The organism is Citrifermentans bremense, from assembly GCF_014218275.1.
Lineage (GTDB): Bacteria > Desulfobacterota > Desulfuromonadia > Geobacterales > Geobacteraceae > Geomonas > Geomonas pelophila.
Map to the genome: position 1 here is coordinate 4,146,295 of NZ_AP023213.1, position 15,630 is coordinate 4,161,924.

At 61.3% G+C, this 15,630-nt stretch carries 18 protein-coding genes; 11 read left to right on the forward strand and 7 right to left on the reverse strand.

Translation table 11 applies throughout. The features are described 5' to 3' along the window. Positions 1–65: 65 nt before the first annotated feature. From GEOBRER4_RS18405 to GEOBRER4_RS18425, 5 genes are all read right to left on the reverse strand, one after another. Positions 66–971 carry a DUF1385 domain-containing protein gene (locus GEOBRER4_RS18405; protein ID WP_185243483.1) on the reverse strand — a complete coding sequence of 302 codons (906 nt, stop codon included), beginning with the start codon at positions 969–971 and terminating at the stop codon, positions 66–68. A gap of 145 nt (positions 972–1,116) precedes the next feature. Beyond that, positions 1,117–1,806, reverse strand: coding sequence for an FAD-dependent thymidylate synthase (gene thyX, locus GEOBRER4_RS18410; protein WP_085814796.1), 690 nt, complete (start codon positions 1,804–1,806; stop codon positions 1,117–1,119). 98 nt (positions 1,807–1,904) lie between these two features. Next, on the reverse strand, positions 1,905–2,123 hold the full coding sequence (rpmE, locus tag GEOBRER4_RS18415; RefSeq protein ID WP_085814795.1) for a 50S ribosomal protein L31: 219 nt from the start codon (positions 2,121–2,123) through the stop codon (positions 1,905–1,907). A gap of 98 nt (positions 2,124–2,221) precedes the next feature. Continuing rightward, on the reverse strand, positions 2,222–3,469 hold the full coding sequence (gene rho / locus GEOBRER4_RS18420) for a transcription termination factor Rho (RefSeq protein ID WP_085814794.1): 1,248 nt from the start codon (positions 3,467–3,469) through the stop codon (positions 2,222–2,224). A 414-nt stretch (positions 3,470–3,883) separates the two neighbouring features. Continuing rightward, complete coding sequence (locus GEOBRER4_RS18425) at positions 3,884–4,282, reverse strand: peptide chain release factor family protein (protein WP_185243484.1); 399 nt, start codon at positions 4,280–4,282, stop codon at positions 3,884–3,886. A 135-nt stretch (positions 4,283–4,417) separates the two neighbouring features. Between GEOBRER4_RS18425 and GEOBRER4_RS18430 the strand changes: the two genes are divergently transcribed. After that, positions 4,418–5,272 carry a metallophosphoesterase gene (locus GEOBRER4_RS18430; protein ID WP_185243485.1) on the forward strand — a complete coding sequence of 285 codons (855 nt, stop codon included), beginning with the start codon at positions 4,418–4,420 and terminating at the stop codon, positions 5,270–5,272. Here GEOBRER4_RS18430 and GEOBRER4_RS18435 read toward each other — a convergent pair. Beyond that, complete coding sequence (locus GEOBRER4_RS18435; protein ID WP_185243486.1) at positions 5,257–5,973, reverse strand: cytidylate kinase-like family protein; 717 nt, start codon at positions 5,971–5,973, stop codon at positions 5,257–5,259. The two genes, GEOBRER4_RS18430 and GEOBRER4_RS18435, sit on opposite strands and share 16 nt — an antisense overlap. A gap of 119 nt (positions 5,974–6,092) precedes the next feature. Here GEOBRER4_RS18435 and GEOBRER4_RS18440 point away from each other — a divergent pair, with 119 nt between their 5' ends. After that, a complete protein-coding gene (locus GEOBRER4_RS18440) occupies positions 6,093–6,986 on the forward strand; it encodes an EamA family transporter (protein WP_226377835.1) in 894 nt (297 codons plus the stop codon). Between the two features lie 257 nt (positions 6,987–7,243). Here GEOBRER4_RS18440 and GEOBRER4_RS18445 read toward each other — a convergent pair whose 3' ends face one another. After that, entirely contained in the window at positions 7,244–7,627 is a 384-nt protein-coding gene (locus tag GEOBRER4_RS18445) for a flagellar protein FlaG (protein WP_085814789.1), read from the reverse strand. 290 nt (positions 7,628–7,917) lie between these two features. Here GEOBRER4_RS18445 and GEOBRER4_RS18450 point away from each other — a divergent pair, with 290 nt between their 5' ends. The 9 genes from GEOBRER4_RS18450 to pseI all read left to right on the forward strand — a co-directional run bounded on the left by GEOBRER4_RS18450 (position 7,918) and on the right by pseI (position 15,629). Continuing rightward, a complete protein-coding gene (locus GEOBRER4_RS18450) occupies positions 7,918–8,184 on the forward strand; it encodes a flagellar FlbD family protein (RefSeq protein ID WP_185243487.1) in 267 nt (88 codons plus the stop codon). Between the two features lie 10 nt (positions 8,185–8,194). Further along, the gene (locus GEOBRER4_RS18455) at positions 8,195–8,959 is read left to right on the forward strand and encodes a flagellar motor protein (RefSeq protein ID WP_185243488.1); all 765 of its coding nucleotides are present in this window, start codon (positions 8,195–8,197) and stop codon (positions 8,957–8,959) included. Beyond that, positions 8,960–9,718: a flagellar motor protein MotB gene (locus tag GEOBRER4_RS18460; protein ID WP_185243489.1), complete on the forward strand. Its 759-nt coding sequence runs from the start codon at positions 8,960–8,962 to the stop codon at positions 9,716–9,718. It abuts the gene before it with no gap. A 228-nt stretch (positions 9,719–9,946) separates the two neighbouring features. Then, positions 9,947–10,969: a UDP-N-acetylglucosamine 4,6-dehydratase (inverting) gene (gene pseB / locus GEOBRER4_RS18465; RefSeq protein ID WP_085814785.1), complete on the forward strand. Its 1,023-nt coding sequence runs from the start codon at positions 9,947–9,949 to the stop codon at positions 10,967–10,969. A 76-nt stretch (positions 10,970–11,045) separates the two neighbouring features. Next, positions 11,046–12,236 carry a UDP-4-amino-4,6-dideoxy-N-acetyl-beta-L-altrosamine transaminase gene (gene pseC / locus GEOBRER4_RS18470; protein WP_185243490.1) on the forward strand — a complete coding sequence of 397 codons (1,191 nt, stop codon included), beginning with the start codon at positions 11,046–11,048 and terminating at the stop codon, positions 12,234–12,236. Continuing rightward, positions 12,229–12,963: a pseudaminic acid cytidylyltransferase gene (pseF, locus tag GEOBRER4_RS18475; RefSeq protein WP_185243491.1), complete on the forward strand. Its 735-nt coding sequence runs from the start codon at positions 12,229–12,231 to the stop codon at positions 12,961–12,963. Before pseC ends, pseF begins: the two co-directional genes overlap by 8 nt. Then, positions 12,960–14,018 (forward strand): UDP-2,4-diacetamido-2,4,6-trideoxy-beta-L-altropyranose hydrolase, encoded by a 1,059-nt coding sequence (gene pseG / locus GEOBRER4_RS18480; protein ID WP_185243492.1) that lies wholly within the window; start codon positions 12,960–12,962, stop codon positions 14,016–14,018. Before pseF ends, pseG begins: the two co-directional genes overlap by 4 nt. Then, positions 14,015–14,557, forward strand: a complete 543-nt coding sequence (gene pseH / locus GEOBRER4_RS18485) for a UDP-4-amino-4,6-dideoxy-N-acetyl-beta-L-altrosamine N-acetyltransferase (RefSeq protein WP_185243493.1) — start codon at positions 14,015–14,017, stop codon at positions 14,555–14,557. Before pseG ends, pseH begins: the two co-directional genes overlap by 4 nt. Before the next feature lie 13 nt (positions 14,558–14,570). Then, positions 14,571–15,629, forward strand: coding sequence for a pseudaminic acid synthase (pseI, locus tag GEOBRER4_RS18490; RefSeq protein ID WP_185243494.1), 1,059 nt, complete (start codon positions 14,571–14,573; stop codon positions 15,627–15,629). Position 15,630: the final 1 nt, after the last annotated feature.

Sequence of the window (15,630 nt, forward strand, 5' to 3'; positions counted from 1 at the left end):
ATTTTTATAAAACCTCAAAAGGCCGATCGGGCCGAAATTTTGTCTGCACTCGGCTGCGGAAGTCTCTACACGACCAGCCGGTCGTCCTTGTAGCCGCCGTTCAGCTCCAGCGCCACTTCCATCGACTTGATCGCCACCTCGATCTGGCTGTCGTCGGGCTCGCCAGTGGTGAGCCGCTGCAGCGCAAGTCCCGGGGAGATCATCAGCTTCACCAGCGCGTGCTCGTCGTGCTTGGCGCTCCATTTCAGGACCTCGTAGGAGAGCCCAGCGATGAGCGGAAGCAGCACGACCCTGGAACCCGCCTTCAGGTAGAAGGGCCAAAGCTTCGGTATCAGCGAGAAAACCAGGATACTCACCAGCATCACGATCAACAGGAAGCTCGTGCCGCAGCGCGGGTGCAGGCAGCTGTACTTGCGGACGTTATCGACCGTCAGCTCCTCCCCCGCCTCGAAGGTGAAGATGCACTTGTGCTCGGCGCCGTGGTACTGGAAGACCCGCTTGATGTCCCCCATCCGGGAGATCGCGAGGATGTAGAGGAGGAACACGACCACCCGGATCACCCCATCCACCAGGTTGAAGACGATGTTGGAGTCGCCGATGATGGGGACCAGGAGCTTGGTCAGGTAAAGCGGCATGATGAAGAACAAGAGGATGCCGAACCCGAACGCCGCACCCATGGTCCCGGCGATGGCCCAGTTGTTGATCTCCTCCTTCTCTTCCCCCTCGGCCATGGCCTCGTTGGCAGAGAAGTTGAGCGCCTTGATGCCGATGATCAGCGAGGAGAAGAGCGCCACCGCGCCCCGGACAATCGGGAGCTTGGTGATGGGATACCTCTCCGAGAGGGGGATCACCGTCTCGCTCTTGACCGAGATGTCGCCGTCGGGCCTTCTCACTGCGATGGCCAGCGAGCGGGGAGCCCGCATCATCACCCCTTCAAGTACCGCCTGTCCGCCAATGTTTATCTTTGACACTGTAACCTCTTGTTTGAGAAAGGGTCTTTGGAGTCGCTGTCCCCCCTCCTGGGGGAGGAGGTAAACCCGGCGCGCGTCGCTTAGGGGAGACAGCCGCTAACTGTGTTCCCGCCCCCGGAGGGGGAGGGACAGGGAGGGGGATGTTTCACATCTCCCGGAAAAACTCCCTCACCTGCGCCATCTTGCCGCAGCACATGGCCCCTTCCGGGCAGGGGCCCGCGAGGCAGCCGGGGCCGGCCTTGGCGAAAACGGTAGGGGCTACAGGCCTTACAAGCCTCAGCATCTCGACCGCCATGGCCCTGATCTCCCACTGTGCGCGCTCGCAGCAGCGTACGGCGAAGAAGTGCAAGAGCTCCCGGGCGTTCATGGTGATGATGATCTTGGTCTCGGTGGCGTTAGGCAACAGATAACGCGCGTCCTCGGCCGGAACTCCCGCCTCGACCAGGGCCCCGTAGGCCGCGTGCAGAGCCGCCACCTGCGCCTCGAAGAGCCGGGCGTGCTCGGGATTTTCAGAAATAGACGGGGGAGTGACCACAGCGAAGCGCTCCTTGTGGGAGACGTAGCGCTGGGACTGTTGGGAAAAGGAAGCGACCCGGTGTCGCACCAGCTGATGGCTGGTGACGCGCGAGATCCCGTCCACCCCGAAGGTGAACGATGCGTGCTCCAGCACCGACTGGTGCCCAAGCGACATGATCTTGTCCAGGAATTTTTTCACGTCGGCGCCGGAAAGCTTCTCCTTGAGCGCCTCGATGTCAACCTGCGAATAGCAGAGCCTCGCAGCCAGTGCGATGCTCCGTTCGGGCTCGGGGGTGTGTTGCAGAAGGGCAACCTTCATGAAGATCCTTCAAAGCGTTCGAGTATGAGAAAACGAAATAAGGGGATTTCGCCATTTCGACAAAATCCCCTCGCACGGATTCGCAAACGCGAAAGCCTTTAGCTTTCTTCGGTCGCCGCCGCAATGTTGTACCGCTTGCGGAAACGCTCGACGCGGCCGGCGGTGTCCATCAGCTTCTGCTTGCCGGTGTAAAACGGATGGCACTGCGAGCAGACCTCGGTGGAGATCTCAGACTTCGTGGAACGGCTCTCGAAGCTGTTGCCGCACAGGCACTTCACGGTGATTTCGTTGTATTTGGGGTGGATCCCTTCTTTCATATCTTCCTCCTCGCGGGGCACGCCCCGTTATCTCTCTTGGTGGTCAAGCTGGAAAGTAGCCATAAATAGCACCTTCCCCAGAAAGTTTCAACACTTTTTTACTTGCTCATGGAATCGAGGAAGTCCTGGTTGCTCTTGGTCCCCTGCAGTTTGGAGATCAGGAACTCCATGGAGTCGACCACGTTCATGGGATGCAGCACCTTCCTGAGTATCCAGATCCGGTTCAGGGACGCCTTGTCGATCAGGAGCTCTTCCTTCCTGGTGCCGGACTTGTTGATGTCGATGGCGGGGAAGGTCCTCTTCTCGACCAGCTTCCGGTCGAGGTGGAGTTCCATGTTGCCGGTACCCTTGAACTCCTCGAAGATGACCTCGTCCATCTTGGAGCCGGTGTCGACCAGCGCGGTGGCGATGATGGTGAGCGAGCCACCCTCCTCGATGTTCCTGGCCGCGCCGAAGAAGCGCTTGGGCTTATGCAGGGCGTTGGAGTCCACGCCGCCGGAGAGGATCTTGCCGGAAGGGGGGATCACCGTGTTGTAGGCGCGGGCCAGGCGGGTGATGGAGTCGAGCAGGATGACGACGTCGCGCTTGTGCTCGACCAGACGCTTGGCCTTCTCGATGACCATCTCGGCCACCTGGATGTGACGCGAAGCCGGCTCGTCGAAGGTGGAGGAGATCACCTCGCCCTTCACCGAGCGCTGCATGTCGGTCACCTCCTCGGGCCTTTCGTCGATCAGGAGGACGATCAGGAACACCTCGGGGTGGTTCTGCGCGATGGAGTTGGCGATGTTCTGGATCAGCATGGTCTTGCCGGTCCTGGGCGGCGCCACGATGAGCCCCCTCTGTCCCTTGCCGATCGGGGCAACCAGCTCCATGACGCGGCTCGACATGTTGTCGTGCGTGGTCTCGAGCTTCAGCTTCTCCTCCGGGTAGAGCGGAGTCAGGTTGTCGAAGAGGATCTTGTCGCGCGCAACCTCAGGGGACTCGTGGTTCACAGTCTCGACCTTCAACAGGGCGAAGTAGCGCTCCCCTTCCTTGGGAGGCCTGATCTGCCCCGCCACCGTGTCCCCGGTGTGCAGGTTGAAGCGGCGGATCTGCGACGGCGAGACGTAGATGTCGTCCGGCCCAGGCAGGTAGTTGTAGTCCGGCGCCCTCAGGAAGCCGAAACCGTCGGGAAGCGTCTCCAGGACCCCTTCGCCGAAGATCATCCCGTTCTTCTCTGTCTGGGCGTTGAGAATGGCGAAGATCAAGTCCTGCTTCCTTAGACTGGAAGCGCCCTCGATGTTGAGCCCCTTGGCAATCGCCGTAAGATCGTTGATCTTCTTTTCTTTAAGTTCCTGTAGGTTCATCTGTTCTCCTGAATTGACGCAAATATAGAGCTATCGGCAAAAGCCTTAATAGGGAATGCGGGAATGTATCACCATGGGAGCATGACGCATGCATGCGGGGGTGCTGGCGAAGAGCTATCTGTAAAGGATCTGATTGTTACCTTGGTTTAGTCTTTGAGGTGATCGGTACCGATTAGATATGAGAAATATATGAGGTATTAAGGTATCTGCAAAGGTCTCATTGAGGATAATGTGAATTTATACCCTTCAGCACATAACCTTGTCAACTTTATTTTTTTCAGGATCTTCCAGCTGCCACAGTGGTATGGCAGCTGGAACCGCGGGGTTTTGCCGGCCCCTTAAAAATGCTGCTCGCAGCTCCTCCGGCTGGGGGGACAGTCAAAATATTGTCGCGCCCCCTGCCCGGAAAACCCTCTATTCCACCTCTACAGCTTCCGGCAGCGTATCGGTAGCAGAAGCCGTGCCATACTTCGCGCCGGAGCGCCTTTTCCTGCGCGCCTTCTGTCTTTTCAGCTTTTCCGCTGCCAACTCCTTCTTGGTCAGCCCCCCCCCCGCCCCTTCTATCTTCTCCAGGAGGAGACGCCGGGCGAGGAACCGGTTCAGAGACTGGCTCCGCGAATCCATGCATTTCACCTCCACCCCGGAGGGAAGATGCTTCAGGTAAACGCAGGAGGAGCTCTTGTTGACGTGCTGCCCGCCCCGTCCCGAGGCATGGACGAAACGCTCCTCGATCTGCTGCTCGCTCACCCCCAGCGCTTCCATCTTCGCCTTCAGCCAGCGGTTTTTCTCCTCGCTCACCGCGAATTCCGTCATCTCTCCCCCCTAAAAGCTGAGACATGATAGCGTCCGCGCCGCGGGAAGTCAAAGAAGGGGATCGATACCTCTCAGACTCTGGCGCCGGAACGGCAGACTGTTATAATCATGCTCGGTTTTTACTTAGGAGGACCTATGGCAGCGATCAGCAGGCGCCTTTTTCTCCTGGGGGGAGTCTCTGCATTTCCCTATCTCTACCTGGAAAGGTCGTCGGTGGCGGTGCGCAGGTACCGGGTGCCGGTCAGAAATCTCCCCGAGGCACTCGCCGGGTTCACCATCCTGCACCTGACCGACCTGCACGACAAGGAGTTCGGGGAGGGTGGCGCCGCGCTTCTGGCACTGCTGCGCCGCCTGCGTTTTGACCTGGTTGCGCTCACCGGGGACCTGGTGGTAGGGGAGCGCCCGAGTCTCAAGGCCGCACTGGATCTCGTAGCCGGGATACGCCGCTTTTCCAACGCCCCCCTCTATTCGGTCCCCGGCAATCACGAATACGCCCTCACCAGAGAAGGGGAGTTCAGCGAAAAGCTCGCCCGAGCCGGGGCCCGGGTGCTGACCAACAAAGCCTTGCCGTTGCAGTCGGGGAAGGACCGGTTATGGGTGGCAGGGGTGGACGACCCGGTGACCCGCAGGGCCCGCCTGGACCAGGCGCTGGCTGAGACCGACGCGAGGTCGCCGCGCATCCTGCTCTCCCACGCGCCCCACCCCTTCCCGGAGGCGGCGCAGCAGGGGGTCGACCTGATGCTCTCCGGGCACACCCACGGCGGCCAGATCCGCTTCCCGCTGATCGGCGCTGCCTACGTCCCCGACATGGGCTTTTTCCCGGCATGGGACTACGGTCTCTACAGTTCGGGAAAGACCACCCTGATCGTCAACGGGGGGCTTGGGGAAAGCTGGTTTCCCGTACGCTTCAACATAAGGCCCGAGGTGGTGCTGGCAACCCTCGTGCCGCTTCGGGAAGCGGGACCGGTGGCCAACTACGGCGTCGCCTGACCCCCCTGCGCCGGGAGGACCACCTGGGCCATGAGCTCGGCGATACGCCCTGCGGGCAACCTCGCGTTGTTAAAGACCAGGTGGTACAGGGTCGGCTCCGCTATGTCCCGCCCCAAAAAGTCCTTCAGGAAGGCGTCGCGCTGCCCCTGCCGTTCCCGGACCAGGTCCTGCGCCTGGTCGTCCGGGATCTCCATGCGGGCCGCCACCGACTTCACCTTGAAGCTCATCGGTGCCACGATCCGGAAGTGATAGCAGTTCCCCACCTCCTGGGTGACAATGGCGGCGCCCCTTCCCACGAGTATCACGTTCCCCTCCTGGGCGAGCGCCAGGATCTGCCGGGACAAGAGCCTGTAGTAATCCTTGTCGCTTTTCCAGCGCGGTGAGAAGGTGGAGAGCATGTCGTCCAGGAAGCGGTTCTTGGCCCCCAGGTTCCGCAGCACCTCCTCCGAGAGGTTGTGGTCCTTTGCCACCGCGTCCAAAAGGGCCCGATCCATCACCACCCAGGGGGCCCCGCTTCTTTGCTCCAAAAGGTGCTTGAGCTTCTCCGCCACCGGGTACCCCTCGCAGCCGAACTCGCGGGTCAAGGTCACCGTCGGCCTCTCCCTCTCCACGAAGCCATGCTCCCTCAGGTTCCTGCGGCTCACCTCGATCAGACCGCGCAGCCTCTGTTCGATGCCGGGGATCAGAATGCTTCTGGCCATGGCACCCTCCTTTCAGGTTAAATAGCTGTGACCGCAGTGTTAATTAGGCCCCTTTTCGCGCAGCAGTCAACCGGCCCCTCCGTTTTTCCAATGAAAAAGATCCGGCGACCGCTGCAAGAGTGCCTTTTTCCGTTATCATTCCCACCATGCCGCTTTGGTTCCCGCTCACAATCCTATCCGCCTTCTTCCTGGCGAGCAGCGATGCGCTGACCAAGAAGGCGGTGCACGGCCACAACGAGTACCTGGTCACACTGACCCGGATCCTCCCCACCCTGCCGCTTTTCCTCATCCCGCTGCCGTTTCTTGAGATCCCGCCGCTGTCGCGGGAGTTCTGGCTCTGCGTCGTGACCGCGCTCCCCCTGGAGGCGGTGGCGATCTTCCTTTACACCAAGGCCTTGAAGCTCTCGCCGCTCTCGCTCACCCTGCCGCTTTTGTCGCTGACGCCGCTGTTGCTGCTGGTGGTCCCCTTCCTGCTCCTTGGCGAGCGCATCTCGGCGGCCGGAAGCGCCGGCGTCTTGCTCATCGCGCTCGGCGGCTACCTGCTCAAGGCCAGGCGCGGACAGGACGGGGTGCTGGCGCCGATAAAGGCGCTGGCGAAGGAGAAGGGGGCGCTCTGCATGCTGGGGGTGGCCACCATCTACAGCTTCACCTCCACTCTCGGCAAGCGCGCCATCGACGCTTCCTCGCCGCTTGTCTTCGCCGCGATCTACCTGCCGCTTCTGGCACTCCTCATCACCCCGTTCGCCCTCTACAAGGGAAGGGGTGAGTTGCGGGAGATCGCCCGCAACGGCACCATCCGCGCGTCGCTGCTCCCAGCGCTTTTCTACGCGCTGCAGGCGCTCACCCACGTCTTCGCCATCAACCTCACCAACGTCGCCTACATGATCGCCGTCAAGAGGCTGAGCCTTTTGTTCGGGGTGCTGTACGGCCGCTACCTGTTTCAGGAAAGAGGGGGGATCGTCGCCACCGTCATCATGCTGGCAGGGGTCTGCCTCATCGTGATCGGGGGGTGAGCGTGCTCGCGCACTCCGCGGGGATCATGAGGAGAATTGTCGTTTCTGGAGGATGCGCGACCATAACCGCGCGGGGCAGCAACGCCTCTGCGAAAGCGCCCTCAACAAGCGCAACCACAGCAGGCAGGCAGCCGTCGCAGATGAAAGGAGGGATGAAAGGATGCGGGGACGGCACCGTTGGGGGAAATCGCCATGCGGATCTGGCCAGGAGTCAATTTTCCGACAGCAGACAGCGCGACAGCGTTCAAATTTGACTGTCACACCTTATCCTGGATGATCAGGCCGTTCAACGTGTCGAGCGCCTGCGAAAGCTTCAAGGCTACCTCCGACGGTATCTGCCTTATCAACTCTCCGCTTTGTGCTTTCACGACCTTGACTACCAGCTTTTCGGAATCGCGATCGATGGAGAAATGAATGGCGATCGAGGAGCGCTCCATGAATTCGTTCAGGAGTTCAGTCGCTTTCACCACCCTCTCCGCCTCCTTGGCGGCGTCCACCTTTACACGCCCCGGCGCAGGCGCCGCCGGTCCGGGAGATGGCTCAGTTGTGGTACGCTGTGGCGGTTGAGGCGCTCTTTGCATGGATGTTTCATCGGTTATGGGGGTGGGTTGCACTACCTGCTGCACAGGAGAAATCGACATCGTCACGCTCCTTCTGAAACCAGGTTAATCGCCGCTCTCCTGCTTTATCGACAGGAGCATGAAAATCTTTAGTAGGTCGTGCTAATTTAAAAAAAGAATTCTCCGGCAGCGGGCGCGATATTTGCGTTCAGCCTTGTGCACTGGGCGCGCCTTTGCTCCCCTTCGGGACCCCCGCAGCCTGCCGCAAAAGGAGAGAAAACAGCAGCCGTTGATCATTACCTGCTAAAGTATTGGCCATCACAAGCCGAAAGCGAGTAGGGCAACCGTTGTTACCCACGGAGGAAGATCCCATGATACGACTGACAAGAATGGACGGTACTCCAGTATACCTGAACCCCGATCTGATCGAGTTCATAGAGGAAAACCCCGACACCCTGGTAATCCTTTCCAACGGCAAGAGCTACCTCTTTCTCGAGTCTGCAGCCATAGCTATAGACAGGATTGTGAGATACAAGGCACGTATTCTGCACCTCTCTTCGCTGGCCAACGGCAAAAAGTACCTTAAAAAATGCCGCGGCGAGAGGTTCCAGCGCACAACCAAATTAAATGCGGAGTGAGTGAGCCACTATGGATTTAGCAACAATCATCGGGTTAGTTCTTGCTATCGGTGCGGTCTTTGGCGGCGCGCTTCTCGAAGGTCTCCACATAGGCGCGTTGATACAGCCTACAGCCGCCCTAATAGTACTCGGCGGAACCTTCGGCGCCACCTTCGTCAGCTTCCCGCTCCCCGGCATCCTCAACGCATTCAAGGATGTTGGTCGCTGCTTTTTTCCCCCCAAGGACGACCCGGAGGGGGTGATCAAGAGCATCATCAGCTATGCGGCCAAAGCAAGGCGAAACGGCCTCATCTCGCTGGAGCAGGAAGCGCAGACGGTCAAAGACACATTCACCAAGAAAGGGATCTCGTTGGTAGTGGACGGGATAGACCCGCAGAAGCTCAGGGAGACCATGGAAATCGAACTGGGCTCCTTCGAGGAACATAGAAAGCAAAGCGCAGAGGTCTTCGAGGCGGCGGGGGGCTTCGCCCCCACCATAGGCATCATCGGCGCGGTGCTGGGCCTCATCCACGTCATGAGCAACCTCTCCGACCCGTCGAAGCTAGGCGGCGGCATAGCCGTTGCCTTCGTCGCCACCATCTACGGCCTGATGACCGCCAACGTCTTCTGCCTCCCCTTCGGGACCAAGCTGAAGCACCGGCTCAAAGAGGAGCTCCTCCAGAAGGAGATGCTGATCGAGGGGTTGATCGCGATCCAAAACGGGGAAAACCCGCACTTCATCGAGCAGAAACTCAGGGCCTACCTGCACGACGGCGGGGACAAAAAGGGGAAGTAGATGGCCAGAAAAAAGCAGCACGAAAAAGAACCGAACCACGAGCGATGGCTGGTGTCATATGCGGACTTCATCACACTGCTCTTCGCCGTCTTCGTGACCCTGTACGCCATGAGCCAGACCGACAAGAAGAAGGTCGAGGAGATCATGGCGTCGATGGCCAATTCCTTCGGCTTCACAACGTCATCAGCCTCGAAGGCAGCCGTGATCGAGATGGGAGCGATGAACATCATCCCGTCGCTGCAAAAGAACACCGCCGCCCCCCAGAAGCGGGGAAAAAGCCGCGGAAGCAACGAGGACTTCAAGCAGACCAAGCGTGCCATCGAGGCCTACCTCACCAAAGCCGGCGCCCAGGACAAGGTCAGCGTCTCCATCACCCAGAGGGGACTCGTGGTGAGCCTGAAGGAGGCCGGATTCTTCGATTCCGGAAGCGCCACGCTGAAGCATTCTTCGCTCGCGCTTTTGGACGACGTGATGGGGTCGCTCTCCGGCTACTCCAACATGCTGCGCATCGAGGGGCACACCGACAACGTACCCATCAGTTCCGCGGCGTTCCCGTCCAACTGGGAGCTTTCCACCGCCCGCGCCACCAACGTGCTCCAGCACCTCGTGAAGCAGGACTTCGAACCGGAGCGGATGTCCGCAGCGGGATACGGAGAGTACCACCCGGTGGCGGACAATTCCAACGTGGAAGGAAGGCAGAAAAACCGCCGCATCGACATAGTTCTCATCTCCCAGCAGAACGAGAAGGAGGAGCCGTAGGCTTTTCCTTCTCGTCTCACCCTTCTCGTCTCACCCTTCTCGTCTCACCCTTCTCGTCTCACCCTTCTCGTCTTACCTCCCGTTTTCTCCGCTTCACCTTCCCCTTCCTGCACCCGCGCCAGCCAAGCCGACTTCAAAGCGCCTGAAAGTCAATAAACTGACACTGGCACGGTGATTGCAGTCAGGCAACAGAACCTTTTCACCTTTTCTTAACCAACTGGGGAAATCATGCTAAACGGAAAATCAATTCTGGTAACAGGCGGTACCGGCTCCTTCGGGAAAAAATTCGTCGAGACCCTGCTCCTCAAATACCCCGGGGTCTCCCGCATCGTCGTCTTCTCGCGCGACGAGCTGAAGCAGTTCGAAATGGCGCAGCAGTTCCCGCCGGAGACATTCCGCCAGGTCCGCTATTTCATAGGGGACGTCCGGGACAAGGACCGGCTCAGCAGGGCGCTGCAGGGTGTCGACATCGTGGTGCACGCCGCGGCCCTCAAGCAGGTGCCGGCATGCGAATACAACCCCTTCGAGGCCATCAAGACCAACATCATGGGCGCGCAAAACCTCATCGAGGCGGCCCTCGACAACGGGGTGAGCAAGGTCGTTGCCCTCAGCACCGACAAGGCGGCAGCCCCGATAAACCTGTACGGCGCGACCAAGCTCTGCTCCGACAAGCTCTTCGTCGCCGCCAACAACTTCAAGGGGAAGCGCGACATCAAGTTCTCCGTCGTGCGCTACGGCAACGTCATGGGAAGCCGCGGCAGCGTGATCCCGTTTTTCCTCAAGAAGCGGTCCGAAGGGGTGCTCCCCATCACCGACGAGCGCATGACGCGGTTCAACATCACCCTCACCGACGGGGTTGCCTTAGTCCTCACGGCGCTCGCCGACATGTGGGGGGGCGAGATCTTCGTTCCCAAGATCCCCAGTTACCGCATCACCGACATAGCTGAGGCAATCGCACCTGGAACCTCCCGCAGCATCATCGGCATCCGCCCCGGAGAAAAACTCCACGAAGAGATGATCACCTCGACCGATGCCATCAACACGGTGGAGTTCGACCGGCACTTCGTGATCCTTCCTTCCATCCCGCTTTGGGACGTCGAGGAATTCACCAGGGCGTTCAACGGCAGGGCCTGTGCCCCCGGCTTCGCCTACAACAGCGGGACCAACGATGAGTGGCTGGGAGTCGAGGAGCTGCGCGCACTGATGGTAGAGCACGTCGACCCCGAATTCGTCCCAAAGTCTGCCCGATAAACATCCCCAAAGAGGTGCACATGCAAGACGATCAGGCGCCGACCTGCGGCAGTGCCGTGCCGCTGGCGGTAAAGCTATGATTCCATACGGACGGCAGTCGATCAGCAGCGCCGACATAGACGCGGTCGTGGAAGTTTTGAAGTCGGCGTGGCTCACCCAGGGCCCGGCGGTGCAGCGCTTCGAGCAGAGCGTCGCCAGCTACTGCGGCGCGGCGAGCGCCGTCGCGGTGAACAGCGCCACCTCGGCCCTGCACATCGCCTGCCTGGCGGCAGATCTTGGCCCAGGCGACACCCTCTGGACCTCCCCCAACACCTTCGTCGCCTCGGCCAACTGCGGACGCTACTGCGGGGCCGACGTCGACTTCGTTGACATCGACCCGGCGACCCGGAACATGAGCGTGGAACGCCTGCGCGAGAAGCTGGAACTGGCAGCGCGAGAGGGAAAGCTCCCCAAGGTCGTCATACCGGTCCACTTCGCGGGACAGCCCTGCGACATGGAAGCGATCGCGAACCTCGCCTCCCGCTACGGCTTCACCGTGATAGAGGACGCCTCCCACGCCATCGGCGGGCGCTACCGCGGCGAACCGGTGGGAAACTGCCGCTACAGCGACATGACCGTGTTCAGCTTCCACCCCGTGAAGATCATCACCAGCGCCGAGGGGGGGATGGTACTCACCAACAGCGACAAGCTCGCGGCCAGGCTCTCCAGGCTGCGCAGCCACGGCATAACCAGCGACCCGGCCCTCATGTCAGAACCCTCCCACGGGCCGTGGTACTACCAGCAGATCGAGCTCGGCTTCAACTACCGGATGACCGACCTGCAGGCGGCCCTGGGGGCGAGCCAGATGGCGATGCTGGACCAGTTCGTGGCCCGGCGCCACCAGTTGGCCAAACGCTACGATCAGGCGCTGGCCCATCTGCCCCCCTCGCTCCCCTGGCAGCATCCCGACTCCTTTTCCGCCTACCACCTCTACACGGTGCGCCTGCAGCAAGGAGACGGCCTCCCCGGACGGAAGGAGGTCCTGGAGCAGATGCGCGAGCGGGGCATCATGGCGCACGTGCACTACATACCGGTGCACACCCAGCCCTACTACCGGGCGCTCGGCTTCGCCCCGGGAGACTTCCCGGAGGCGGAGAGCTACTACCGCGAAGCGCTCACCCTTCCGCTGTACCAGGGGATGCTGGAAGAGGACCAGGACTTCGTCATCTCGACTCTGCAGGAGCTCCTGCTTGGAAAGCCGACGCCGGCGGGAGGGCGCCATGAGTAGCGGCGGGCAGGGGAGCCTGAAAGAAACGCCGCTAAAGGTGGCGGTCATCCCGGCGCGCGGCGGCAGCAAGCGGATCCCCCACAAGAACATCAAGCTGTTCGCTGGTCAGCCGATCATCGGCTATTCGATCCAGGCGGCAAAAGAGTGCGGGCTCTTCGACCGGATCATAGTATCTACCGACGACGAGGAAATCGCCTCGGTCGCGCGCTCTTTCGGCGCGGAGATCCCCTTCCTGCGCCCCAAGACGCTGGCCGACGACTTTACCGGGACCAACGCCGTGGTTAAGCATGCCATCAACTGGCTGGCCGACGAGGGGAGCAGCGTCGACTACGCCTGCTGCATCTACGCGACCGCCCCCTTTCTCAAGTCCAAGTACCTCATCGAGGGGTACCAGAAGCTGGTGGCCGCCAAGAGCTCTTTCGCCTTTTCCGTAACCGGCTTCCGTTTTCCCATCCAGCGCGCGCTGAGGCTTGACAGCAGCGGGAGCGTCGACGCCATGTTCCCGGAGCACATCTACACCCGCTCCCAGGACCTTGAGGAGGCCTACCACGACGCCGGACAGTTCTACTGGGGGAAAAGCGAGGCCTTTTTGCGAGACGAGGTCATGTTCTCCCCGGCCTCGGTTGCCGTGGTTCTGCCGCGCCACCTGGTACAGGACATAGACACGCCTCAAGACTGGTACGAGGCTGAGCTCATGTTCCGCGCCTGCCAGTCGGAACGCTCATGATGAAGGTCCTGGTTAGGTGCGACGCATCGGCCGTGATCGGCTCAGGCCACGTCATGCGCTGTTTGACCCTTGCCGACTTCCTGTCGAGCAGAGGGGCCCGTATTTTCTTCGTCTGCCGCGAACTTCCGGGGGACCTGACCCACCTCATCGAGGGGAAAGGCTATCCCGTCCACCGCATCACCTTGAGAACGCCCGGGTGGGAGGAGGATGCCGAAAAGAGCGCCGTCTTCGCTACCGAAGCGGGAATCGGGTTCGACTGGCTGATCGTCGACCACTACCGGCTCGACGCGCGCTACGAGAGGCGGATGCGCCGCCTGGGGGTGAAGATCCTCGCCATAGACGACCTGGCCGACCGCCCCCACGACTGCGACCTACTCCTGGACCAGAACCTGCACAAAAACATGGAGCTGCGCTACCAAGGGCTCCTTCCAGCCCAATGCCTGCCACTTTTGGGCCCCCGGTACGCCCTGCTCCGCCCGGAGTTTTTCGAGGCGCGGCTCAAGCTGCGTCCGCGCCGCGGCGAGCTGAAGAGGATACTGGTCTCCTTCGGCGGGGCGGACCCCACCAATGAAACCGCCAAGGTCATGGCCGCGCTGGAACTGTTGGAGACGGGCGCACCCGCGCTGGACGTGGTGGTGGGGAGCGCCAACCTCGATGCCGCCTCGGTACAGGCAGCATGCGTCGCCCACAAGGATTGGAGCTTCCACAACCAGGCGGACAACATGGCGGAATTGATGAGCCGTGCCGACCTCGCCCTTGGGGGGGGAGGCGGCACCACCTGGGAGCGCTGCTTTCTGGGGCTTCCCAGCCTCACCGTGGTCGTGGCGGACAACCAGCGCGAGCCGACCGAAGCGGTGGCGGCAAAAGGGGCGACCTGGAACCTGGGCTGGCACAGCGACGTTACACCTCAGATCATGGCGCAGTGGATCGCCAGGCTGCAGAAGGATCCAGAGCTCCTGGCAGAGGCCAGCAGACGCTGTTTCCAGTTGATGGGAGATCGCGCCCCGGAGGCAGGACACCCCCTGGTGGCGCTCATGCACGGAGAAAAGCCATGACCTCGCCGAACATCCTCCTCAGGCCCGTAGAGGAAAGGGACCTGGAGCTGCTCCTTGCCTGGCGCAACTCCGAGCGCATCCGCGCCAACATGTACACCGACCACATCATCACCTGGGAGGAGCACCGCTCCTGGTTCGAACGGCTCACCCGCGACAAGGAATCCTTCGCCTTCATCTTCGAGGCCGAAGGACGCCCTCTGGGGGTGGTGAACCTGAACCACATGGACCGGGCCAACAACAGGTGCCACTGGGGGTTTTACCTCGGCGAGACCGACGCCCCGAAGGGAAGCGGCACACAGATGGCGTACCTGGCGCTGCGCCACGTCTTCGAGGAGTTGAAGCTGCACAAGGTGATCGGCGAGGCGCTCGCCTTCAACAGCGCCAGCATCGCCTACCACGAGAAGCTCGGCTTCTCGCGCGAGGGGCAGCTCGTGGAGCACGTGTTTCGCGATGGCAGCTACCTGGACGTGATCTGCTTCGCGCTTTTGAGCCGGGACTGGCCGCGCGTCAAGGCGAGCCTCGAAAAAAAATGCCTTTAACCGGAGAGCTGTCATGCAAGAGATAACCATAGGGGGAAGGAAAATCGGCCCCGGCCACCCGCCCTTCGTCATCGCCGAGATGTCCGGAAACCACAACCAGTCCCTGGACCGGGCCCTGGAGATCGTGACCGCCGCCAGCCGCGCGGGGGCGCATGCGCTGAAGCTGCAGACCTACACCGCGGACACCATGACCCTGGAGCTCGGGGAGGGGGAGTTCTTCATCGAGGACCCGAACAGCCTCTGGGCAGGGAAGTCCCTGTACCAGCTGTACCAGGAGGCCTATACCCCCTGGGAGTGGCACGCCCCGATCTTCGAGCGCTGCCGGGAGCTGGGGCTCATCTGCTTCAGCACCCCCTTCGACGAGAGCGCCGTCGACTTCCTGGAGAGCCTCGACGCCCCCTGCTACAAGATCGCCTCCTTCGAGAACACGGACCTCCCCCTGATCCGTAAGGCCGCCGCCACCGGAAAGCCGATGATCATCTCCACCGGGATGGCTACGGTTGCCGAGCTTGACGAAACGGTGCGTTGCGCGCGCGAGGCGGGGTGCGACGACATCATCCTGCTCAAGTGCACCAGCACCTACCCCGCCACCCCGGAGAACACGAACATCGCCACCATCCCGCACATGCGCGACCTGTTCCGCTGCCAGATCGGCCTCTCCGACCACAGCATGGGAGTGGGCGTCGCGGTCGCCTCGGTCGCCCTCGGTGCCACGGTGATCGAAAAGCACTTCACCCTGTGCCGGGCGGACGGGGGGGTGGATTCATCTTTCTCGCTCGAGCCGCAGGAGATGAAGCTTTTGGTAGATGAATCCCTGCGCGGCTGGCAGTCGCTTGGCTGCGTGAGCTACGGCCCCAGCAAGGGCGAAATGGCCTCCCTCAAGTACCGGCGCTCGCTCTACATCGTCGAGGACGTAGCCGAGAACGAGCGGCTCACCCCGCAGAACCTGCGGGCCATCCGCCCCGGCTTCGGGCTCTCTCCGAAACACCTGGAGCTTTGCCTGGGCAAGCGGGTCTGCCGCCAGATCAAAAAGGGGACCCCCCTTGAATGGAACCTGCTGCTAAAGGACTAAG